This window comes from Halobacteriovorax sp. GB3, from assembly GCF_028649655.1.
In the GTDB taxonomy this organism is placed as follows: Bacteria; Bdellovibrionota; Bacteriovoracia; order Bacteriovoracales; family Bacteriovoracaceae; genus BSW11-IV.
The window spans coordinates 641,884-663,674 of record NZ_JAQSLN010000001.1; the positions used below are offsets into that span (position 1 = coordinate 641,884).

At 36.6% G+C, this 21,791-nt stretch carries 18 protein-coding genes; 14 read left to right on the plus strand and 4 right to left on the minus strand.

What is annotated here, in order from left to right; translation table 11 throughout:
* Positions 1-97: 97 nt before the first annotated feature.
* The 9 genes from HBN50_RS03190 (at position 98) to HBN50_RS03230 (ending at position 8,294) form a co-directional block, all read left to right on the plus strand.
* Positions 98-343, plus strand: coding sequence for a hypothetical protein (locus tag HBN50_RS03190; RefSeq protein WP_273867879.1), 246 nt, complete (start codon positions 98-100; stop codon positions 341-343).
* A gap of 149 nt (positions 344-492) precedes the next feature.
* Positions 493-744: a hypothetical protein gene (locus HBN50_RS03195; protein ID WP_273867881.1), complete on the plus strand. Its 252-nt coding sequence runs from the start codon at positions 493-495 to the stop codon at positions 742-744.
* A gap of 64 nt (positions 745-808) precedes the next feature.
* Positions 809-2,239 carry an aldehyde dehydrogenase family protein gene (locus HBN50_RS03200; RefSeq protein WP_273867883.1) on the plus strand — a complete coding sequence of 477 codons (1,431 nt, stop codon included), beginning with the start codon at positions 809-811 and terminating at the stop codon, positions 2,237-2,239.
* A 112-nt stretch (positions 2,240-2,351) separates the two neighbouring features.
* Positions 2,352-4,031, plus strand: coding sequence for a hypothetical protein (locus HBN50_RS03205; protein ID WP_273867884.1), 1,680 nt, complete (start codon positions 2,352-2,354; stop codon positions 4,029-4,031).
* 278 nt (positions 4,032-4,309) lie between these two features.
* Positions 4,310-5,836 (plus strand): ATP-binding cassette domain-containing protein, encoded by a 1,527-nt coding sequence (locus tag HBN50_RS03210; protein ID WP_273867886.1) that lies wholly within the window; start codon positions 4,310-4,312, stop codon positions 5,834-5,836.
* Between the two features lie 77 nt (positions 5,837-5,913).
* Positions 5,914-6,405 carry a YajQ family cyclic di-GMP-binding protein gene (locus tag HBN50_RS03215; RefSeq protein ID WP_273867888.1) on the plus strand — a complete coding sequence of 164 codons (492 nt, stop codon included), beginning with the start codon at positions 5,914-5,916 and terminating at the stop codon, positions 6,403-6,405.
* A complete protein-coding gene (locus HBN50_RS03220) occupies positions 6,405-7,142 on the plus strand; it encodes a glycerophosphodiester phosphodiesterase family protein (RefSeq protein WP_273867889.1) in 738 nt (245 codons plus the stop codon). The genes HBN50_RS03215 and HBN50_RS03220 overlap by 1 nt, the downstream gene beginning before the upstream one ends.
* 2 nt (positions 7,143-7,144) lie before the next feature.
* On the plus strand, positions 7,145-7,747 hold the full coding sequence (locus tag HBN50_RS03225; RefSeq protein WP_273867890.1) for a hypothetical protein: 603 nt from the start codon (positions 7,145-7,147) through the stop codon (positions 7,745-7,747).
* 10 nt (positions 7,748-7,757) lie between these two features.
* On the plus strand, positions 7,758-8,294 hold the full coding sequence (locus tag HBN50_RS03230) for an NUDIX hydrolase (RefSeq protein ID WP_273867892.1): 537 nt from the start codon (positions 7,758-7,760) through the stop codon (positions 8,292-8,294).
* Here the strand turns inward: HBN50_RS03230 and HBN50_RS03235 are convergent.
* Positions 8,286-8,864, minus strand: a complete 579-nt coding sequence (locus HBN50_RS03235) for an NYN domain-containing protein (RefSeq protein ID WP_273867894.1) — start codon at positions 8,862-8,864, stop codon at positions 8,286-8,288. The genes HBN50_RS03230 and HBN50_RS03235 overlap by 9 nt on opposite strands.
* 16 nt (positions 8,865-8,880) lie before the next feature.
* Positions 8,881-12,492, minus strand: a complete 3,612-nt coding sequence (locus tag HBN50_RS03240) for a hypothetical protein (RefSeq protein WP_273867895.1) — start codon at positions 12,490-12,492, stop codon at positions 8,881-8,883.
* Positions 12,493-12,649: 157 nt separating this feature from the next.
* Between HBN50_RS03240 and HBN50_RS03245 the strand changes: the two genes are divergently transcribed.
* The 4 genes from HBN50_RS03245 to HBN50_RS03260 all read left to right on the plus strand — a co-directional run bounded on the left by HBN50_RS03245 (position 12,650) and on the right by HBN50_RS03260 (position 17,273).
* The gene (locus HBN50_RS03245; protein ID WP_273867897.1) at positions 12,650-14,017 is read left to right on the plus strand and encodes a hypothetical protein; all 1,368 of its coding nucleotides are present in this window, start codon (positions 12,650-12,652) and stop codon (positions 14,015-14,017) included.
* A 79-nt stretch (positions 14,018-14,096) separates the two neighbouring features.
* Positions 14,097-15,791, plus strand: a complete 1,695-nt coding sequence (locus tag HBN50_RS03250; RefSeq protein WP_273867899.1) for a hypothetical protein — start codon at positions 14,097-14,099, stop codon at positions 15,789-15,791.
* Between the two features lie 46 nt (positions 15,792-15,837).
* Complete coding sequence (locus HBN50_RS03255; RefSeq protein ID WP_273867900.1) at positions 15,838-16,650, plus strand: CPBP family intramembrane glutamic endopeptidase; 813 nt, start codon at positions 15,838-15,840, stop codon at positions 16,648-16,650.
* 122 nt (positions 16,651-16,772) lie between these two features.
* Positions 16,773-17,273 (plus strand): hypothetical protein, encoded by a 501-nt coding sequence (locus tag HBN50_RS03260; protein ID WP_273867903.1) that lies wholly within the window; start codon positions 16,773-16,775, stop codon positions 17,271-17,273.
* 8 nt (positions 17,274-17,281) lie between these two features.
* On the opposite strand, the gene HBN50_RS17585 is transcribed toward HBN50_RS03260, so the two are convergent.
* The gene (locus HBN50_RS17585; protein ID WP_443135159.1) at positions 17,282-17,398 is read right to left on the minus strand and encodes a zinc finger domain-containing protein; all 117 of its coding nucleotides are present in this window, start codon (positions 17,396-17,398) and stop codon (positions 17,282-17,284) included.
* A 169-nt stretch (positions 17,399-17,567) separates the two neighbouring features.
* On the opposite strand from HBN50_RS17585, the gene HBN50_RS03265 reads away from it, so the two are divergent.
* Complete coding sequence (locus HBN50_RS03265) at positions 17,568-20,927, plus strand: hypothetical protein (protein ID WP_273867905.1); 3,360 nt, start codon at positions 17,568-17,570, stop codon at positions 20,925-20,927.
* A gap of 13 nt (positions 20,928-20,940) precedes the next feature.
* Here the strand turns inward: HBN50_RS03265 and HBN50_RS03270 are convergent, their stop codons facing one another.
* A complete protein-coding gene (locus HBN50_RS03270; protein ID WP_337961796.1) occupies positions 20,941-21,777 on the minus strand; it encodes an Fpg/Nei family DNA glycosylase in 837 nt (278 codons plus the stop codon).
* Between the last annotated feature and the right edge of the window lie 14 nt (positions 21,778-21,791).

Here is a 21,791-nt window from a genome sequence, read left to right on the forward strand (position 1 = left end):
TTTAAGGTGAAGCTTCATTTTTCTTAAGACTTAAAGGCTAAGGCCAAAATAAGAATTGTCGATAAAATAAGGGATATTGATTAAAAGGGAGGCGCGTGTGTGTGATAACTGTAAAGCACTGAAAAGAGATTCAAGATTTTTAAACGGAAGACGCTACCGCATCCATAGGGTGAATCTATATCGTGTTTACAAAGAGCAGATTATTACTATTCGTCTTTGCCACGTTTGTGCCATTGAATTATTTAAAAGAGGGGAAATGAGTTTTCTCTCTCGAAACCGTCCTTTACTTCGATCAATAGATCGCTTCAAGCAACCCGAGAAAGATCTTGGAATTGAGTGGTAAATTCGCCACATTAATCTGTCATTGAATTCAGTAACTTATTGATTAATCGTTTTCAATACTAATTGTTTTGCTTGTAACTTATTGTATTTACATAAGCTTTAAGAAATCCTAATATTTTCATTATAATAATCTCAAGAGAGGTGGAACGTATGTGCGACTCTTGTAAATTTAAGAATGAAAATTGGCAATTTAAAGCAGGCGAGAAGCGAGCAAGACTTAAGAAAGTGACGCTCTATGGGATGATTCCAGGCTTTACTGTAGATCTCAAGCTTTGCACTCTTTGTGAGAGAAATCTCTTCTATCAAGGTGAGTTGAAGTTTATTCAAGAAAACGAGCTCCTTGAACAAGAGGTTAAGCAAAATAGGCAGAGTTATTGTCGGGTGAAACAGCAAGCGCGCTAGGTCTTTAAAAGTTATCTCTTTTGATTAGAATAGACTATGAGAACACAACGACAAGGAATCTCATATGACTTATTCTCATCTCAATGGTGCCTATATAAACCATCAATGGTTCAATCAAAACTCCAATACAATTTCAGTAAAAAATAAAGAGACTGGCGAGCTTCTCAGTGAAGTCTCTCTACTTGAAAAAGACCAATTGGACTCTGCGATTGATGGCTCCGTGAGCGCATTTAAGGAAATGAGAAATTGGAGTGCTGGAAAGCGATACGATATGCTTGAAGTTCTCATTCAAAAATTTAAGGCAAAAAAAGATGAATTTGCAACACTGATTTCTCTAGAAGCTGGAAAGCCTATTAGTTACGCTAAAGCGGAAGTGGCCCGCTGTCTTTCAACACTTGAATTTGCTAAAGAAGAAACGCGAAGAATTTGTGGAGAAGTCGTTCCGATGGACTTTGCAGCTGGAGCTGGTAAAACGGCTTTTACAAAGCGCGTTGCAAAAGGCGTTCTCACTTGTGTATCACCTTTTAATTTTCCACTAAACCTTGCTCTTCATAAAATTGCACCGGCCCTTGCCGTTGGATCGAGCGTTGTTTTAAAACCTTCGCCTTATACTCCTCTTTCAAGTCTTATGTTCGCTGAGCTTTTGAATGAAGTTGGCTATCCAGAGGGGGCCCTCAATGTTGTCGTCTGTGACAATGATGTTGCCCAAATGCTTGTGGAAGATGAAAGGGCCAAGGTCTTTTCTTTTACGGGCTCTCCTCAAATTGGCTGGATGCTAAAGTCACTTGCTGGGAAGAAGAAAGTTATTTTAGAGCTTGGAGGAAATGCTGCTTGTCTCATTGATGAGAGTGCCGATCTTGAAAAAGCTGCAAAAGATTTAGCCGTTGGTTGCTATCTCTATAGTGGTCAAATTTGTATCTCCACACAAAGAATTTTCGTCCAGCAAAGTGTTCAAAAGAAATTTCAGGATCTCTTATTAAAAGAAATTGAAACGATTCAATGTGGTTCTTTAAGTGATGAGTCAGTGATTGTTGGACCATTAATTGATCGTGTTCACTTTGATCGCATTGACTCATGGGTGAAAGAGGCCATTGAAAAGGGAGCGAGTGTTCTTGTTGGAGCAAAGGCCTTTGATGAGAAAAGAAACATTTATGCTCCAACACTTCTTACAAATGTTTCAAAAGATGCAAAAGTTTATCAAGAAGAAGTCTTTGGTCCTGTGGCACTCATTTCTACGTTTGATTCTATTGAAGAAGGATTCGATCTGGTTAACGATTCCCGCTTTGGACTTCAATGTGGTTTCTATACAAATAATCTCTCACATTTTAAAAAGGCGCACGACACATTAGATGTTGGGGCCATTATCATGAACGGAGCTCCTGGATTTCGAATTGACTCGATGCCATACGGTGGAGTCAAAGACTCTGGACTAGGAAGAGAGGGACTTAAGTACTGTATTTTCGAAATTACTGAGCCGCGCCTCGTTATTTTCTAGAAGGTGTCACATTTTTTTAGGGCCCGAATTTTGCTAAATGAAATTGCTCGTTCTATGATGTCCTCGTCAATTATGGGATGACGAAACACCACACAGAACAAGGAATATCACGATGAAAGCAATCATACTTCTTAGTACGATGATGGCCTCAATCGGCTCTTTTGCTTACGCTCCAGATTGGAGTGCCAATGCTAAAATTAATCTTGGAGAGACAAGAGAAAATATCTACCAATTAAGTGAAGAGGACTTTCAAGAAGTTCAAAAAGAAGGATACATTCATGCCCTTCGCTATCCCGTTTCAGTAACTGGTCTTCTTATCCCTTACAGGGCCATGCAAGACTATTATATTTCTAGTGAAGAATCGGGACTCAAGAAATTCCTTGCTCGCCTTGGAAAGAAACTTGTCGGTTTTAACTCTGAAGAAACGATGTATCAGTGGCTTGGGCTCAATCCTTACAATGATGAAGATGCTACTGGGATTTTTAAAATTCCTTATCCTGATGGATATAAGCCTTCTTATTATATGGGTGCTAGTGTTGTTGATACAAAGTGGGGAAAGGGCTTAACATATTCGTGTGCCACTTGCCACTCGGCCACTCTTTTTGGAAAAAGTGTCATGGGTCTAACAAATAAAAGACCAAGGGCCAACCGATATTTCTTGCTCGCTAAGAACATGATGCCATTTATATCTACTAAGACCTTTGGAAAATATACCAATGCTACAGAGGGTGAAATGGAAATGTTTGCTCGCACGAAGAAAAACCTTCACTCTGTTGGTGCGACAAAGCCTCAGGTTTTAGGACTTGATACATCTCTTCCACAAGTTGCACTCTCTTTGGCCCGAAGGGGAAAAGATGAGTACGCAACAAAGAGCAAATTCTATCAAACGTTTCCAAGTCATAATAAATTAGACACTGAAGTTGCCGATTCCAAGCCCGCTGTTTGGTGGAACTTAAAATATAAAACTCGTTGGCTCTCTGATGGATCAATTGTTCAGGGAAATCCTATTCTTACAAATTTTCTTTGGAATGAACTGGGTCGTGGAACTGATTTAAAAGAACTTGAAACGTGGATGAAAGACAATCAAGAGACGATCAAAGAATTGACTGTGGCCGCTTTCTCGACAAAGGCACCAAAGTGGTGGGACTTCTTTCCTGTGGAAACGATTTCTCTAAAGCGTGCTAAGCGTGGTGAAAAAATTTATGAGAATCGCTGTAGTAAATGTCACGGCAGTTATATAAAAGGCTGGTCTCAAGAGGGAAGTGAATCTTGGGATCTCGAAAAGAAGTTAGAAACTGTCGAAGTTCAGTATCATGAGAAAACACCTGTTAAAGATGTTGGGACTGATCCAAAGAGGTATCAGGGAACGGAGGCCTTTGCAGGAGCTCTCAATGATTTAAAAATTTCAAAGTGGATGAAAACTGTTGTTGTTCCTCAAAAAGGTTATGTACCACCTCCTCTTGAAGGTATTTGGGCACGTTATCCTTATCTTCATAACAACGCCATACCAAGCTTGTGTCAGCTTTTAACGAGAGCGAAAGATCGCGTAGAAACATTTTATCAAGGCCCTGCTGACAATGCTGAAACTGACTTTGATAGCGAATGTGTAGGATATCCAATTGGTAATAACATTCCTAAGCACTTTAAAAAAGATAAAGATGCCTTCTATGATACGAGAAGAGAAGGGATGTCTAATAGCGGACATGAAAGAGCATTTATTGGAAAAAATGGTGAGGAACTTCTTTCTAAGCAGGAAAAAATGGACCTAATCATGTTTTTGAAAACTTTATAGTTGATTATAATTTGAAACTCGACTACGATCGAGAAAGTTAATAACAAACCTCATTGGAGGCCGTCATGATTTTAAATTCAAAAAAAATCTATTCAGAGTTCATCGAACTGGCGGCGTCTATTCGCATCTTATAAGTCTTATATCCAAATATATATTCTTGTAGGCCAGTCTGATGACTGGCCTTTTTTATGTCTAAAAACGAAGGAGAACTAACGTGAACAATTCAAATGCAATTGAAAGAAAAGGAATGACTATGAACAACGTAATGATGAGGTTTCATGACTTATACGATAACGATAAATCGCTTAGAGCGAGGAAGAAAAACACTTTTAAAAAATATCAATTTAACGTTAGCAAAGAATGATAGAGTTGCTCTGATTGGTGCCAATGGTGCAGGCAAGACAACTCTTCTAAGTTATTTAAATAAACATCACTTTGCTAACTCAAGTGCTCTATTGAAGCAGGAGTTAGACAATGCAGTCACAATTCAATCACTATTTTTTCCAGATCAAACTGAACTTGGAAAACTTTATTCACTCATTCAAAAAGAAGCGGCCACTCTCGATGATATCCAACGATATGAAGAATTGGGAGGCTATCTTTTTGAAGGACGAGTCTTAAACTATCTTGAACAATATGGGTTTTCATTAGAGCGGAAGATCACATCACTTAGTGGAGGCGAGAGAAAAATTCTTTCTTTAAAAAAGATCGAGTTTCAAGAAAGAGAAATTCTCTTACTAGATGAGCCCACAAATCATATGGATGAACAAAATAGAGAAATTCTAAAAGAATTTATTCATTCATATCGAGGTTGTATTCTTTGTATATCCCACGATATCGATTTTATCCAAGAATGTTTTCGAAGAACTTGGGTCATTGAGAATGGGGAAATTGAAGATTACCCTATGAGTGTTAAAGACTACTTTCTTCAAAAAGAGAGAAAGCGAAGAAACAACGAACTTCTAAAAGAAGATTTAAGAAAAAAAGAAGATATTCTCAAATCGTCTTTTGAAAAAAAGAAAATTGAAGCGACTAAACAGGACTCTTTTAAGCAACCACGATCCATTACAAAAACAGGGAGAGTGTGTAAAAGGGATGCTGGTGCTGGCTCAGCACAATTTCGAGCTCAGTCTCTTCATAAAGGCACTAAAAGTATAGAGCGATCGCTGGAGATGATTCATGAAAAGAAGGCCCAACTAAGTTTAGCGAGAGAGCCTAGTTACTCTTTGAATTTAAAAAGCATTTCAAAGTCCAAGGGGCGCTTGATTTCTGTTGAGAGATTTTGCTTAAAAGAGAAAGAGGGCCTGCTTAGCTTCTCTCTTTCATCAAGTGAGAAAGTTTGGTTACAGGCTCCTAATGCCTGGGGAAAGTCCTCACTGCTAAAGATTATTGAGGGAGAAGAAATTCCCTATATTGGTGATGTCTATTCACACAAATCGATGAAAGTGATGAGCTTTAAGCAATTTATCGAGCGTGAAGAACTTCTTTATAGAAAATTGGACTCTTATGATAAAGAGAAGAGAGAAGAGATTCACACTCTTTACTGCTCTTGGGGAGGAGAGTTCTTATCGCTTAAAAATCGAGAGCAGCTCTCATCGGGTCAAAAGGTTAAGCTATGGATGGCCATGGCCTCTATCTCACAATATGACCTTCTTCTTTTTGATGAACCAGAGAGTCATTTAGACTTGTTTTCAAGAAGAATGCTTGAGAGTTTTATGAAAAATTATCAAGGAGCGATTCTTTTGATTACCCATGATACCAGTATAGTTGATTCGAGTGTTTTTACTAAGGTTGTTCCCTCTTAAAAAGAGGGGGCAACTTTTCAAGAGCACTGGTCTTTGGTATCTTAGTACTAGTAAATATTATTTAAGAGGAGAGAGTAATGCCTTCATTTGATTTAGTTTCTAAGCTTGATATGGGCGAGATGAAAAACGTTGTAAACATGGCCCAAAAGCAAATTTCTGGTCGCTATGACTTTAAAGGCTCTAATACATCGATTGACTTTAAGGGTGAGGAAGCCCTTGAGATTAAGGCCAGTGATGATTATAAAATGACTGCTGCCCTCGATATTTTAAGACAAAATATGGCCAAGAGAAATGTTGGTATGAGATCAATAGATCCTCAAGATATTGAACCATCAGGAAACCAGATGTTTAAACAGACTATTCTTATCAAGGCAGGAATTGATAAAGAACAAGGAAAGAAAATCAATAAGGCCATTAAAGAGTCTGGAATTAAAGTGACATCGAGCTATCTTGACGAAAAAGTTCGTGTTCAAGGAAAGAAGATCGATGATCTTCAGGCCGTCTTCCAATATTTAAAGTCTCATAAAGATGTTGTCGTTGATTTACAGATGGAGAATATGAAGCGCTAATGAGAGAAGCTTTTATAGACCGACTAGCTATTGCTCATCGTGGTCTTCATCGAGATGGTATTCCTGAAAATACATTAGGCGCTTTTGAACAGGCGATTAAGTATGGGTACGCCATCGAAATTGATGTTCATTTAAGTGCGGACAAAGAAGTTGTCGTCTTTCACGATCAAACTTTAAAGCGTGCTGCTAATCGCGATATCGCTGTTGAAAAAACGGCTTATAGTGAATTTAGAGATATTGAAATCTTTAATTCAAAAGCAACCATACCAACACTTCAAGAGGTCTTAGATCTAGTTGATACTCAAGTTCCTCTAGTGATTGAATTAAAAACCTACGATCTTTCAATTGAATTAGCACAAAGAGTTTACCAAATCCTCTCTCACTATGAGGGGAAGGTCGCTATTCAGTCATTTAATCCAATCCCACTAATCTGGCTTCGTCAGCAGAGTCGAGATTTGTGTCTTGGCGTTTTAACGGGAAGTTTGGATGGGGCAGTACTTCCTTGGTACAAGTGGCTTACTTTGAAATATATGATCCTTTGTCCTCTTGTTCGACCTGATTACTTTGGCCTAGAGTATAGAAAAACCAATCGTTTTCAAGAATTGATAGCTTCTAGCTTTTATCAAAGACCAATCGTCAATTGGGTTATTTGTGATGAATCTGAAAGAGAGGATAGTCTCAATCAGGGCCGTAATATTATTTTTGAAAATTTTCTACCAGAAAAGTTGAGTTATTAAGAATGAAAAGAATTGCTCTTTTGGCCTTTGGCCTATTAATCATTGCTCTTGGATATTATGTCTACTCGCAAGATGGATCAGTTACTGTCGTAAAAAGAGATGATCCAAAAGTAAAGAAAGACTTCACGTACAATAAAGAGAAAATTCTTTCTGAGGATGCCGTCGAAGCTCTCGCAAAAAAGGCCCAGGAATCAGAAGAATCACCATTGAGTGATGAAGAACTTGAAGAGATGGAAGAGCACTTCATGGAAGTCGAGGGGAGATGGAGAGCTGAGATTGAACAACTCTTTATTAAAGAACTCGAGTTATCGGAAGAGTTTGTTGCTGATTATTATAAAATGCGTGAAGGCTTTGAAAAAGATAGCTACCTTGCTTTTGAAACTTATCATGAACAGATGAGACTAAAGCATGGAGATAACTACAGTTATAATCCAACAGAGGATGAAGAGGCCTTTCAAAAAGAAATTCGTGAAACGTATGAGAAAAAGCTACTAGAAAAAATGGGCAAGGAAAAATTTCGAAAGTATATTCAGGTTAAGGACCGATTTAATGAAGGCTTGATTGAAGGTAACGATCGAAAGGCCGCGCTACTCATAGAATTTTAGGGATTGATTCATGCTTAAGAAATGGAAAGAACTTAGTTCAAAAGAAATTCTAAAGGCCCATGTTTTTCGCTACATCCAAAAAGTTCGTCAAACACCAGACGGTAAAAAAGAGGGAACTTTTGATGTTCTTCATTGTGCCAATTGGATTAATATCTTGGCCTTCGATGAAAAAAATCAATTGATCATGGTGAAACAATATCGTCATGGAACCGATGAAATCAGTCTTGAGCTACCGGCAGGGGTAATTGATCCTAATGAATCAGCTTTAGATGCAGCTAAAAGAGAGCTGCAAGAAGAGACAGGTTATAGCTCTAAAAATTGGCAAGAAATTGGGGTTCTTAAACCAAACCCGGCCTTCATTGACAACACTTGTAGCTTCTTTCTAGCAAAAGACTGCAAGAAGACTCATGAGACGAACTTTGATTACTTTGAAGAAATAGAAACTCATCTCTATGATCTTGATGAAGTTAAAGAGATGATAAGAGCGAAAAAAATAGGCCACTCGTTAGTGGCCTGTGGATTATATTTTTACGACAATCTAATTTGATTTCTTACTTGGGGCCTTCTTTTTATTTTGGCCTTTTTTCTGAGTCTTTTTCTGACTTGATCGTTGATTCGATCTTTGATTTGATCTCTGTTGAGAAGGAAGCTCAAAAATATCACTTTCTAAAATTGGGTGAAAGTAATCAGCTTCTTCAATGAGAACTCGCGATGTCGTCTCCTCAATAGCTGCAATTTCAACGCGAACACCTTCACCTTTCAAGTGGCGAACGAGCTCAACATAATCACTATCTCCCGACATAATGATAATGGAGTCAACCTTACTTGCAAGTTGAGTGGCCTTAATCGTTAGGGGAATGTCAGCGCTCTTGTGACAAGCAATAACTGAACCATGATAGAAATTGTGTAGCCTTTCACGAAGCTTAGAAGAGATGTTCTTACCCTCTCTAAAGTAAATTAGGCGGTTGAGTCCTCTGTTGTCGAGAAGTCTTGGAACAACGGTATCAAAATTAACCATCGTTGTTTGGCTGTTTGTGATTGTGTGGATACTTCTTTCGATGTTATTTCCATCGACGAGTATGGCCACAGATTGATTGATGAGTACTTCAAAACTCATTTTAACTCCTTTTATATTATCTTCTTAACTCCTCGTCTGGAGGTGATGGAAGATCATCGTCATCACCCTCGTCGCTACAAGAAGCGCCATTTACTAGATAATATAAAAGAGAACCGATATTTACTCGTTTAGCCTCAAAGTTTCTATAGTAAAACCAAAATCCATAGTGGTGCTTAGCAATGGTCGCCTTACTGCATGGAATCTTATTATACTTGAGCATGTAGAAGAAAACTGTCTTAGCATACTTCCTATTTCCACCTTCATTAAGCTCAGGTGCAAGCATTAGGATTACATTTTCATAAACTTCGTAGGCCTTCTCTAGTTCATCTCTATCAATGACATTGTCTTGATTGCGATCGAAACGAAGGAATGTAGATTCGATATTGAGCATGGCCCCAAGAACGAGTGAGAAGTCTCTAATTCTCATTGGCTCTTCCATTGGGATGTCTCTTGCGAATCCTTCAATACTTTTAATAAATTCGATGTCATCTTGATCTGAGTTCCACTTAGAGTACAGACGTAGCCTTGGGAAGTAATCTCCATAATTCAGATCGTCGAAGATGACTTTAAATAGGTTTTTACGATGACAAATCGGATCGATAAGTGGGTCATCGTTTTTGTCTAATGTGTATGGACAGATGACTTGCATCTTGTCGACAACATCACTGGCAAGCTTAACGGCCTGAAGAATGAGAGCAACATACTCAGTCGCTTCTTCTTGATTAAGTGACATATCTCCATTTGATTGACTCTGAAAGAGATCTCCTAGGAGAAGTGTATTTCTTGCAAAGAGGGTAAAGTCGCTTGTCCAAAGAGAGAACTCTTCAAGGATTGAGCGAATCCCTACGAGAACACTTGAGAGCTGATCAATAGAGATTGAATTCTTAAGTGCCTCTTCTTCATTTGTTTCATACGGACCGTAAGCAATGAGCGCCTTTCCAAGTCCCCAACGAAGGAAGGCCAATTCTTCGTAACCGTACTTATTTCTGTTAACACTATAAGTGTAGTGCTGCATTCCCGATTCTTTCTCTCTAAAGTAACGGTAGTGCGATGCAATTTTTGAAAAATTCTTCTTAAGCTTTGTGAGATACTCTGGGCGAAGTTTCTCGTATTCTGGAAGCTTAGGGAATTGTAGATTCTTAAGTGTCTTCTTCGACACATCAAGAGTCGGTGCGAAGTGCTGGTAAGTGACATCATTAAAAATCAGAGTTTCAAACCCTTCCATTGCAAGAACAATCAGACGATCAATTTCTTTTTTAGAGAAAATCGAATCAATCATATCGTTATTTGGTGGAAGGTCAGGATTCGTTGCATCGTAAGAGAGTAGCTCTCTTGGTCTAAGCTCTAAAAGCCTCTCTTTGACATCAACGACTGTACGCTTAAGATTGACAAAGTTAAAGTCAATGAAGCGCTCAAGAGTTCTTAGAACTCCTTTAACACCAAAGAGCTTAGTCTGCGGTTGGATATTTTCAAAGAGCGTATCAACAGTTCTAATGTAAGAGTAGATCTTTAAGTTAAACTCCGCTGTCGTTTTGAAATCGTCTCTTTCTGTGGCCATGATAGAAAGTGCCAGCTTCACCATCTTTCCAACTTTTGAAAGAAGTTTAAGAGCGTCTTTTTTCGAAAGTTTCGAAGGCTGTCCTCCAGCAAAGAGAGCTTTGATTGGAAAGAGATCTTCAATGAGCTGAATGTCTTCAGGCTTCATGTTGATCGTCTCACCAGCATCTTTAAAGAGTGACACGAGATCAATGTCATTATTAAGAATATATCCCTTATTAATGAGTGAGATCACTTCTTTAGAAAGTTGGTCAATACTCTTTAGGAGAATTTCAGCGTTGGCATCACGCTCTTTCTTGTCATATTTGTCAAAGAAATCACCGGCCTTTTCTACAAATGTATCACCGTGAACAAGAAGGTTTACGTAATCAAGGGCCTGCTTAAATTCAAAGAAAGAATAAACCGTCGGGCTACCTCCAAGAATATGCGACTTGAAGCTATTGAGAAGGTTTGTATACTTTTGTTGATCATCTTTATCTTCAAAGAAGAACTCAACGATTTTTCCCGCTTCTTTAGAAGTAAGAATATCGAAATCTTCCTCTCTTTCAATGAGGAGACTTTCAATCTTTGATAGCTGAGAGAGAAGGAGAGTTCTAATGTCGCTCTTTTTCTCATAAATAGGAAGAACGTAGCGAATATCAAAGTATAACTCAACGAGTTCTCTTGTTTTTCCTACAACTTTTAAAACTTCATCCCTTGTAACGATGTGACGTAGACCACCCAGCGTCAGTTGCTTAACTGAAAATAGTGCGTTTACAACTTCCATATCAAAGTTAAACGTTGTGGTTTCATTGTTTAACGTTTCAATAAACGTTAGTGGAGAAAGCACTTCTGGAATGTTCTTGGTGTTTCTAATGAGCGTTTCGATATCTTGCGGGAAATCTTTTGCTAGCTTATAGACTTTCGCTCTCGCCGCAAGGATATCATCATCAGATTTGCTTTTGATATCTTTTGTTAGCTCATCAACTTGGAGATAGCGTTGATAGGCCTTAAGACCAAGTCTTGTGTAAGTGAAGATGGTCTTTAAATCTTTAAAGATAAATCTTCTCTTATGACCACCAATGAGATCTTTCTTTAAACTCTCGATTACTTTTTCGTACTCTTTTAGCTTAAAGCTATCACCTTGATCATTTTGAATTTCATCAAGATTGATTTGTTCAGCAATATTGAATAGGTCATCGATATCAAAGATGTGCTCATTATCTTTTTGTTGATAGAGCGTTCCTTCGATGTCGTCTACTTTAGAAATAAGAAAGTCGTGGTATTCAAATTTATTAGTGAAATTATCTTTTGAAATAAGAATCATATCAAAAGCACTCATAAGTAGTGTCGGTGCTTTATAAACGAGATCCACAAGTTGAGAAGAGGTAATGAACCTTCTTGAACCACCTAGAAAAAGCTTCTTAATGAAAAGAAGACTGTCGATGGTCTTTTCATTAATAGGTTTTCCTGCAAGGTCATTTTGTAACTTAAAAATAAAGGCATTGAGATCGATTGTTTTTGGCGTCTTGTGTCCAAGCTCAATCAGCTTAAGAGTTTCATCGCTAAATCTCTTAACCGCTCCAGCAAGCTTTTCTCTGTTTTTCCAAAAGTCCAGACGAAGTTCCTTCTTTTGCATATCTTCAAAAGTCTTGAGGATAATGACGGCTTCTCTGTTAACGTTTGAAAGCAGTTTGAAAAGAGGTGAGATATTTTCTTTAGAGATTTGGTTCGCTTCATCACGTAGCATGAGCATGTTGAGTTCGAAAACGAGTGAGAGACCTTGAATGATCGTTTCACTATTTTTTTCGAAGAACTCTTTAATAAAGAGAGTAAGTTCTCCCTTTGTTAAAACATCTCTATTTTGAACTTGAACATAACGAAATTGTCTTAAGCTCTCTTCAAGACAAACGATTTGATCTTCAATATTTTCGATGAAAATTTGTGAAATCTTCTCCGGGTTAATCGTGCACCCATTGAGTTCTTCACTTTTATAGATATTTGATTCCTCTACTGGAGTGTCATTTAGAAATCCACAGGCATTGAATAACAATGCTGAAGCTAGAAGAATGATGATATTCAGTTTTCGCATATTTAGCCAACTCGGTTGGTTATTTGATATTAATTGTGCTAGAAAACATTAGTTAAAATTTCACTAAATTGGAAGGAAAGTTAAGGAAATGTAACTATTTTACAAGTTGCGTAAAAATAAATAGCATTTTACTTCGTTAACTTTACTATTGGATGTAATGAACTTGAAAAAACTAACGACAACGGCCACGCTCGCGCTAATTTTGCTAGTTAATCCGGCCTATTCAAAGAATTCTGGGATCAAAAGTACATTGTCTCTCGAGACATTTCAAAGGCTTAATGATCCGCAGCAGAAAACGAGCACAACTGAATGGGTTGGGGCATCCCTTAAGGGAAAAAGTAAGCTCTTTCACCTAGATTCAGCTCTCGATACAGATCTTCGCGTCTATCTCAACGACGATAAAGATATCAACTTCTCTATTGCCGAAGCTTATGTTGAATCATCAAATGGTTATGACAAGAGCATTTCTGTTGGGCGAAAATTATTGGACTGGAATATTAACGAGCATTATTGGATGCTTGGAAATATGAATGGTCTCCAAGGAATGCAGCTTTTAAGCGAAAAGCAAGAGGGGCTTATTGGACTCCACGCTGAGCGTACGTTTGATACAAATTTTAAAGTTTCCATTTTCTTTTCTTATTTCAATATTCCGGCGCTAAACCCTGGTCTTGACGTTAAAGACGGAAAGATTACTTCAAACTCTGAGTGGGTGAGAAGACCACCTGAGTATACAGTTGTAAAAGGAAAGCTTGTTCCTATTCGCTATGACATTAATATGCCAGGTTACGATAAGCTTGTTCTCAAGAAGTCTCTTGGGATTAGACAGTCTTATAAGTGGGAAGATGGAGAGATTTCAAGTTTCTTCATTTATAAGCCAGAGAATAAGGTTCGTGTGAATGCTGAGGCGAAACTTGTAGAAGAAAATGGCGGTTATTTCGTTGATGTTACGGCAAACCCAATTGTTAATCATCATATGATTTATGGTGTACAACTTAGACAAGACTTTGGCGATGTGAAAACGATCACAGGATTTGATATCACTGATCCAAATGCTCGACTCGGAAAGGACTTCGATGTTCTCGATCCTGTTAAGCTTGAAGAGGCCCAGAGAACTTATAAGTCTGAATACTTTGATGTTGCTCCTAACTATGACCGTGAAAGTTACTTTCATTCAACGGCCTATATCAATCGCGATACTTACGATCTCCTCTTTGGTTACATTCAAATTCTCTCAGATAATATTCGTGGAAGTGATGACTTCTACAGTGAGACGGTTAAATGGAAGCAGGCCTTTGGTGGTAAGATTCGCTACTTTTTCTCAGATGATCTTCAGCTTTCTGCTGATATTAAATATGATATTTCAAGAAAGGATCAGATTGTAAAAGCGGAAGTTTTCTATCGTTTTATGAATTCTGCTGCCATCAAAGTTGGGGCTGAACTGATCAAATCACCACAAGATAATAGCTATTGGAGTGCCTATCGCGCTCACGATACGATCTATTCAAACCTCAGTTATACTTTCTAATTTTCATAGGGCCTTGTTAACTTAGGCCCTATGGCATAATCTTTGCTCTTTATATAGTGAAACCTGCTATTTGGAGCGTATGTCTTTGTTTTTATATAAGCAATTGTCTATATTTCTTTTAACTGTCAATATTGTTTGCACAATATTTCAAAGTAGTTACGCCAGTGAATCGGATTGTTACGAGAAGGCGCTGCTCTTTGTAACGAACCACCGTCTCCAATTAAAGATCAAAAATAAAGAATCAGCTCAAAATTATCACCGTTTTCTCGTTGATCTCAAAACTCGAACAAATGTATTCAGTGCAGATGAGATCGAGAAGCAACAAGATCTTCTGGCCCAATATGGACTGGAAAAATATAAGGGCTCGGCCTTAATGCAAAAGATTTATAATTTTGTTGGAGGAACTGAAAAGTTAATTGAGTATTATCAATTTGAGATTCCAACTCTGAAGGGATTCAAGAGTAAGTTTGAAGCTGAGTCCTACGCGCCAACTGAAAAAGTTGAACAGACCATTAATGATAGAATAAAGCTTAAAATTGAAAATACAAAAAAGGGAAAGAATCTCGATCTCTTTATGAAAGAATTAATAGAGAGAGATAAGGGGCACTACTCCAATGAGATTATATCGAGAAATTGGGACCTTGTTCTTAAGTACTTTCCAAAAGAAAAATCACTTAAAAACTTCCTTGCAAAAATTAGAAGCTTCTATGGAACAGTCCTACAAGTTGCTGAGTACTATAATATGGTCGTTGTTTCAGCTCCTGTTTCGAAGGAATTAGAAAAACTCATTGATTTGCGAGATAGAGAAACTATTTTAGAGAAGCTTCGCTTGGTACTTATTGATAAGCCTGTTTCTAGCGTGACACTCGATGAAAATGAAGCGAGATTAAAAGAAGTCTTTTCTTTTGAAAACCTCGATGATTTTAAATTCTTTCTAAGAAGAGCATTTACAAGTTATTACGAATTAAATATCGCTTTAAAACCTCGTGATGAAAAAAATATTTACTTTTATTATGACAATTATAAAGAGGAATTGCTAAACGCGCTAAAGGAAAGCGGACTTCCAAAAGAGTTAAACTATAGAAAAAACCTTTTAGACTTCAAAAAAATTGTCGAACAACATATTGGACGAGAAGTTAGAGAGGAGAGTCTTAAAAGATTTTTATCGTCACATCTTGAAAGAGAAGTTTATCGGAAATTTCTAAGGAGACACCGTTTTAAAGAGTTTAAAGAAATCGTTTTTGATTATATGAAAAAAGATGACTGGTCTTATGATCTCAATCAGCCAAAAGATAATTTTAACCACTTAAGAGAATTGATGACGAAGATTCTTGGAACTTATGTGGGAAGAGGGAAAGTCACTCGCTTTATTTTGTATTCAAAGCTGGATGAATTTAACTTTGAGATTAGTGAGATTCATCGAATCTGGGCGATGGATGCTTTAAGAAAGAATGCTGGAGTCGCGGCCTACTCGGTAGATAATCCAAAGAGTATGACTGATATGAAAACCGATGAACTTATTGTCATTGATGAATCATCAAACCCTGAGCTAATGCTATCAAGTGATGAAGCGACAGAGGGGCTTTTTGAAATAGCAAGAGAGCTCAATTATGAAGATGTAACTTCTGCGGTGTTAGTTCTTGAGCAAATCATTTTAAGAGGAAATCTCGATCTCAATAAAATTGTCCAAAGAACAGAGTTAACTCAAGACAAAGTTATGGAAATTCTAGGTGCGTTAAATGAGAAAAGAGAACTTCTTGCAAGTTTTATGTAAATAAATAAAATGGTATTGAACTAGGCCTCTTATTTCTAGGATGGAAATGAAGCATATCAAAATCTTTACTCTCACTATTTTATTAAGTTTCACCTTTCATTCAAAGGCCCAGATGAGTCGTGGCTTTGCGAGTCTTCTTCCAGGCGGTGGTCAGGCCTTAAACGGAGACTACCTCGAGTCCTTTCTCTATTTCACAGCAAGTTTTGGACTCATGTCCTATGCAAAAGATCCAAAGCTTAAAACAGTCGGTCTCAATATTTATTTTTATAATATGTACGATGCCTGGCGCGACGCTGGGGGAAAGCCTAGTGAGCAGGAGACCATCTTCAGTCACTACGGACAAAGTTTTGTTCCAACCAATATCGTCGATCCCTTTGCCATTTCTTTTCTCACCCTTGCGGCCATGAATCGAAATGGAGCAAGAGAGCGTGCCATTGATGATGCAAAACGTGACAACGATCAAGAGCAGCTCCATCGCTGGCTTTTAACTGATGGCTGGAAATCAACTTTAACGTTCGCCGCCGTCGGTATGGGAGAAGAGGCCTTCTTTCGCGGTTTTCTCTTTCCCGCTTTTTCCGAGTATCTAAGTCCATGGGGTGGGGCGATAGTTAGTTCAGCTCTTTTTTCATTTGCTCACGTTGGAGCAACTAGAGAGGAGAATCTCGCGCGTTTTATTTTCGGTATGATCTTTTGCTGGCAATACGCAAGCAATGACTACAAGCTTGGAAAGAATATCTTTACTCACGCTTGGTATGACCAAATTCTCATTGGTCCTTTTAGCGTCGCTAATTCGATGAATGGAGAGAAGCTTTCTTTAAGTGAGAGACCCCTTGGTATTCAGTTCTTATTGCCTTTTTAGAGAATTCTTAAGTAGTGTTTAAACTTTGAACATATAAAGAGTTCTCTAAATGATCTTTCTTTCTCCCTCTTTTTTGTCTTTTATTATGATGAAGAAAATAACTTCAAATAAAGAGGTAAGACATGAAGACATTTTTCTTTATGGCCCTAATGGCCGCACAATCTTTTAGTGCCTTCGCATCTACTGAATACGATGCACAGGGAATGAAAAGTACTTATGCAACGATTCTAAATACGACAGATCAGTCCATTGAATTAACGGTAGGGGATTCTAAAAAAATTCTCGTCTCAAAAGAAACTTTTGAAACAGAAAAAGAGGCGATGAACTTTTGTAAGTCACAAAAGCTAGAACTCGATAAATCAAATATGGGCCTTGCCATTGCCATGAGTGGTGCTCTTGAGTATTACCCAAAGCTTCGCGATCTACTTACAATTGAATTCACTGAAATTCCTGCATCAGGAGTTCTTTACTGGACAGGAGAGGGAGAAGATATGGTGATGACTTTTATCGATGGAAGTGGAACAGCATCTGAGAGAGTTCCTATTTCACAACTCTCACTTATTAAGCAAAAGCTCGAAGTAAATCCAAAAGCTAAAGTTACACTTCCTGCTGTTTGTTACTAATTTAAATCTCAACGCTGGCAACTTGGACAATAATAAGTTCCACGACCTGCCAGCGTAATTTTCTTCACTTCACTTTTATGGCATAGCCCGCAAGTTTTTTGATAGAAGACAACTAGGTTTGTCACTCCTCGACCTTTCTTATAAAGCAAAACAATATCGATCAAATTCAAAAGCTAAGATAGCTAGAGTTGTTGAATCTAACTAATAATAAAGTGATTTTTCTCTGTTAAGAAAAATTGATTCTAGTTAAGCCTGTTTGTGACGATAAGAAAAAGTATCTATACAGGAGTGATAATGAAGTTAAATACTGGATTTGACCTATGGTTATTTAACAATATTAGACGTTTTTTTCAGCAAGATCCAATCTTCAGAAATTTCAATACTCACGTTATAACAGCTGATTTAAAAAAGAAGATCTGTTCAAAGAATAATTATGAAGAGTTATTAAAAAGTTTAGATTCTGAGTTTTATAATTCCAGCTATAAATCGGTAAGAAAAGTTGATGGTGATATTAAATATTATTATGAATATCCAAGCTTAAAGTTTCAGTTAGAAACTTTAGTCGATGTGTATAAAGAAGCATTGCTAATCCTAAAATCTGAAAACGATTTAACGAGTTATAATTTTTCAGATGATAGCTTCTTACAAATTCATGATACGGGTAATATTGAAGAAGAAGAATTTGAGCTTTACAAATATAAAAACTCTTTAGATCGAAATGTATTTGGTAATAAATTGAATAAGAACACATATCTCTCAAAGATAGATGAAGAAAAAAAAATATCAATAGATAAAACTGAGCGGTTAATTGATCGTGAGAGGTACAAGAATAGTTCAATCAAACTAAATTATAAATTTGAATATAACTGTTTCTCTTTCAAAGTTCTTAATGAAATAAAACGAGTCGCAGAAAGTAAAAAAGATGGAATATTTTTTCAAACAGATTTAGTTAAGTTCTATCATTGTTTGAAAATTGATCAAATTATTTCATTTTTTAGTCATTTTTATGAAGGACAAAGGTCTCAAAAAATTCGTGAGTCATTAGAAAAGATTAAAGACCTTTTTCATTTTGATTCATTGCCAATTGGCTGGATATACAGTGGAATTATTTCTAATATCATATTAATAAAATTTTATCAGGAATTTCAGATAAAAATCACCTCATCAATTAAAAATGATGAGGTAATGAACCAAGTTCAAAATGTTGAGCTAATCTCTTTTGCAGATGATTTGATATTTATTATTGAATTTAAAAAATATTCTAAAGAAACTAGTATAGAGAGTATAACAGATAGGTTGACTTCAATTGTTGAGGAAGTTTTTGTTACAAAACTTTTTTTTCCATCTGTGACTTGTCACAAGCCTAATACTGATAAAGTTAAAAGTTTTGTAATAACTAGTGATTTTTCTAAGCTAGCTAATACGAACTTTATGAAATTTGATACTGGGACTTATGTTGATGGTGAAGCCGATTGGGGGCACATTGGCTCTCTAATTTCTCCTATTGATAATGATTTAGCACTTAATACAAATGTTGTTTTTGTACAGAACTTAAAGCAGATTAAAGATCTTATTAGTGAAGGAACCATAGGTATAGATGATTTCTTAAGTAAATATATTAATATTTTGATTTTTAAGCTTAGTAATGGTGGGTTAAAATATATTTCTTATATAACAATGGTTGCTTCTGAGGTAATTAAAAATGATGCTGTAAGCAAAACTTTTGACGGAAAAAAGTTTGAAAGTGTTTTTATGCCGATTACTGAAAAAGTAATTGAAAGTGATATGACCACAGATGTGGTTTTGAAATTTTTAAAAAAGATTTTTGATTTGTTTTATTACGAGTATCTTGATGAAGAATCATTTTTCAGTGCTTTGAAAATATACTATAAGGTAAGAAATGAGTTTTTTAAAAAGCACGGAGGAAGAAAAAACTTTGTTTTTGATGTCTTTGAGTCAGAACTAAAGCTTATTTCTATTGTTAGAGGTTTCAAATCAGATTTGAGATTTTATGACGACCATTTCTCAAAACAATTCTATTTATCATCATGTTTAACCTTGCCGAATATTGGCAGTGATTCGAATGAATATCATGTTGCGTCGTTAGGCTATATGTTCCGTAGAACCGGCAAAATAAGGTGCTTCGTAGAGTTATTGTTCGAAAATATGTTTAAACATAGTAGTGATAGGCCAAAATTCAAAGAGAAGATCCGAAGAGTTATAGAGGAAACATTGTATCTTTATATTAATGAACTTTATAGTAAAGAAATGACTTCTTTATTTGGGATGTTATCTGAAACTAGACTGTATGAGACTCTTACGAAAATACTTGAACTCAAGAAAGGCGAAATAAAGAAATATGGAATATTAGAGTTTCAGACAGAATTAGGTGAATTGATTAATGGTGATATTAATTATTTCAATAAATCGGGGTCAAGCGATGAGAAGATCCTGAATTTAATGATTCTCGCATTATTTTATCTCGTCGCAGATAATGATGAACGCTCCGCTGTACTAAGTTTTTGGCTACGAAATTTAGAGAAAAAGTCTCTGATTAATTGGCCCGTTGAAGCAAGGCTGGTCAATGGTAATTTCGATCTCATTCATACGTTTATTCGCAAGTTATTTTTTAGTAAGACTAATGAACTACACGATAAGAGCTATGTAGAAAGCTTATTAGAAATACTTGCAGTTAAAATTGAGGAGTTAAGTTATTTTAGAGAAAAGAGAAACGGTTTAGAGATTATTGATTTAGACTATATTTTAAAAAACTATAATAAGGCTTATTTTAAAAACTTGAATAAAGATATTAAACTGTCAATTTGTAGGATCGGTATAGATTGGAAAAATGATATTCATAGTATGCAGTTTAACTCATTAAGTAGAGAAAGAATTAATACAAAAATATTGAATAGTATTTCTTCCGCTATAAAAGATAATACGGATATTATAATTATACCTGAGCTTACTTTACCAAGGAAATATCTTCATAAATATTTATCTTACGTTGCTTCTTTTAATAAAATATTAATCGCAGGATTAGAATATAGGCTTGTGAAAAGTGGGAATGCTTATAATCAAACAATTATCTCTATTCCAACTAAGTCTAAAAATATTGATGGAAGTACCTATCATTGTTTTATTCAGACTAAGCGGTACCCTGCTACTGACGAAGCTTTAGAAATAAGACGTTTAGAACTAAATTATGTTGAAGGAACAAATCAGTTCTTGTTTCGTTCTTCGAAGTGGCAAAATTTTTCAGTTTTAACATGCTCAGATTTTTTATCAACGACTTTGAAAAGTGAATTAAAGGGACGAATACAAACACTATTCGTACCTGCTCAAAACTATGACAGTACAACTTATACACATTTAGCTGAATCTGCATTAAGAGAGTTATACTGTTATTGTGTAATTTGCAATAATAATAAGATGGGGAGTTCTGGTGTTTATGCTCCATATAGAGATGCATATAAGAGAGAACTTTTTAAAATATCTGGAGAATCATTGCCGAATACAAATACTGTAACTATACAACCGAGTGTAATAGATCTTATCCAAAGTAACTGTAACCGTAATATTCACTTTAAAACTCATAACAAATTGAAAATCTGGAAACAACTTCCACCTGACTGGAAAAAGAAGTCTGGGTAGCATTTTTTTACTTCTAGCGCTGGCAAGTTGGACAATAATAAGTTCCACGACCTGCCAGCGTAATTTTCTTCACTTCACTTTTATGGCATAGCCCGCAAATCTTTTGATAGAACACAACTAGGTTTGTCACTCCTCGACCTTTCTCTCCATAAGCATCGGCATAGCCCCCAGAAAAAGTCGTTCCACCAGTTTCAATAGAATCATCAAGAACCATCTTCGTCGCCTGCAAAAGATTACTAAGATCATTTTTCGTAAGCGTTTTCATTTTTCTCGTAGGTCTAATGCCCGCGCGCGCACAAATTTCCGAGGCCATATAATTACCTACACCTGAAAAGAAATTCTGCTCCAAAAGAAAAGGCTTAATCACTTTCATAGGCCTTTCTTTTTTAAGCTTCAAAAGATACTCAAGTGTAAATTCCAAACTCGATACATCCGGCCCAAGCCGCTCTAGCCAATTCGCCTCATGCTCTTCAGTCAAAAAATGCATATTCCCAAATCGTCTCGGATCAACATAGCCAAGATAAAGAGGCCCATCCGCATTTTCACCTACAAGTTGAACATGCGTATGTTTCACATCAATCCACTCTTTAGAAATACGCCACGACCCACTCATGCCAAGTCCTGAAATCACACGCAACTCATCCTCAAAAAAGAAACGCAAAACCTTTCCTTTTCTTTCTACTTTTAAAAGTTCTTTTCCCTTCGCTGAAAAATCTTTGTCTTTAACGATTGAGTCGGAGACATTTGAGAAATGAACTTCTTTCACTTTCATCGGGAGGACTTTGTTTAGTTGGGACTTGATGGTTTCAACTTCCGGTAGCTCAGGGATTGTGTATCTCCTTGTATTTATTGATAATTATCTAT

Bases quoted from the DNA above. Each gene is read 5' to 3' on its own strand.
- HBN50_RS03195 (WP_273867881.1), top strand. From the start codon at position 493: ATGTGCGACTCTTGTAAATTTAAGAATGAAAATTGGCAATTTAAAGCA.
- HBN50_RS03200 (WP_273867883.1), top strand. From the start codon at position 809: ATGACTTATTCTCATCTCAATGGTGCCTATATAAACCATCAATGGTTC.
- HBN50_RS03205 (WP_273867884.1), top strand. From the start codon at position 2,352: ATGAAAGCAATCATACTTCTTAGTACGATGATGGCCTCAATCGGCTCT.
- HBN50_RS03210 (WP_273867886.1), top strand. From the start codon at position 4,310: ATGACTTATACGATAACGATAAATCGCTTAGAGCGAGGAAGAAAAACA.
- HBN50_RS03215 (WP_273867888.1), top strand. From the start codon at position 5,914: ATGCCTTCATTTGATTTAGTTTCTAAGCTTGATATGGGCGAGATGAAA.
- HBN50_RS03220 (WP_273867889.1), top strand. From the start codon at position 6,405: ATGAGAGAAGCTTTTATAGACCGACTAGCTATTGCTCATCGTGGTCTT.
- HBN50_RS03225 (WP_273867890.1), top strand. From the start codon at position 7,145: ATGAAAAGAATTGCTCTTTTGGCCTTTGGCCTATTAATCATTGCTCTT.
- HBN50_RS03230 (WP_273867892.1), top strand. From the start codon at position 7,758: ATGCTTAAGAAATGGAAAGAACTTAGTTCAAAAGAAATTCTAAAGGCC.
- HBN50_RS03235 (WP_273867894.1), bottom strand. From the start codon at position 8,864: ATGAGTTTTGAAGTACTCATCAATCAATCTGTGGCCATACTCGTCGAT.
- HBN50_RS03240 (WP_273867895.1), bottom strand. From the start codon at position 12,492: ATGCGAAAACTGAATATCATCATTCTTCTAGCTTCAGCATTGTTATTC.
- HBN50_RS03245 (WP_273867897.1), top strand. From the start codon at position 12,650: ATGAACTTGAAAAAACTAACGACAACGGCCACGCTCGCGCTAATTTTG.
- HBN50_RS03250 (WP_273867899.1), top strand. From the start codon at position 14,097: ATGTCTTTGTTTTTATATAAGCAATTGTCTATATTTCTTTTAACTGTC.
- HBN50_RS03255 (WP_273867900.1), top strand. From the start codon at position 15,838: ATGAAGCATATCAAAATCTTTACTCTCACTATTTTATTAAGTTTCACC.
- HBN50_RS03260 (WP_273867903.1), top strand. From the start codon at position 16,773: ATGAAGACATTTTTCTTTATGGCCCTAATGGCCGCACAATCTTTTAGT.
- HBN50_RS03265 (WP_273867905.1), top strand. From the start codon at position 17,568: ATGAAGTTAAATACTGGATTTGACCTATGGTTATTTAACAATATTAGA.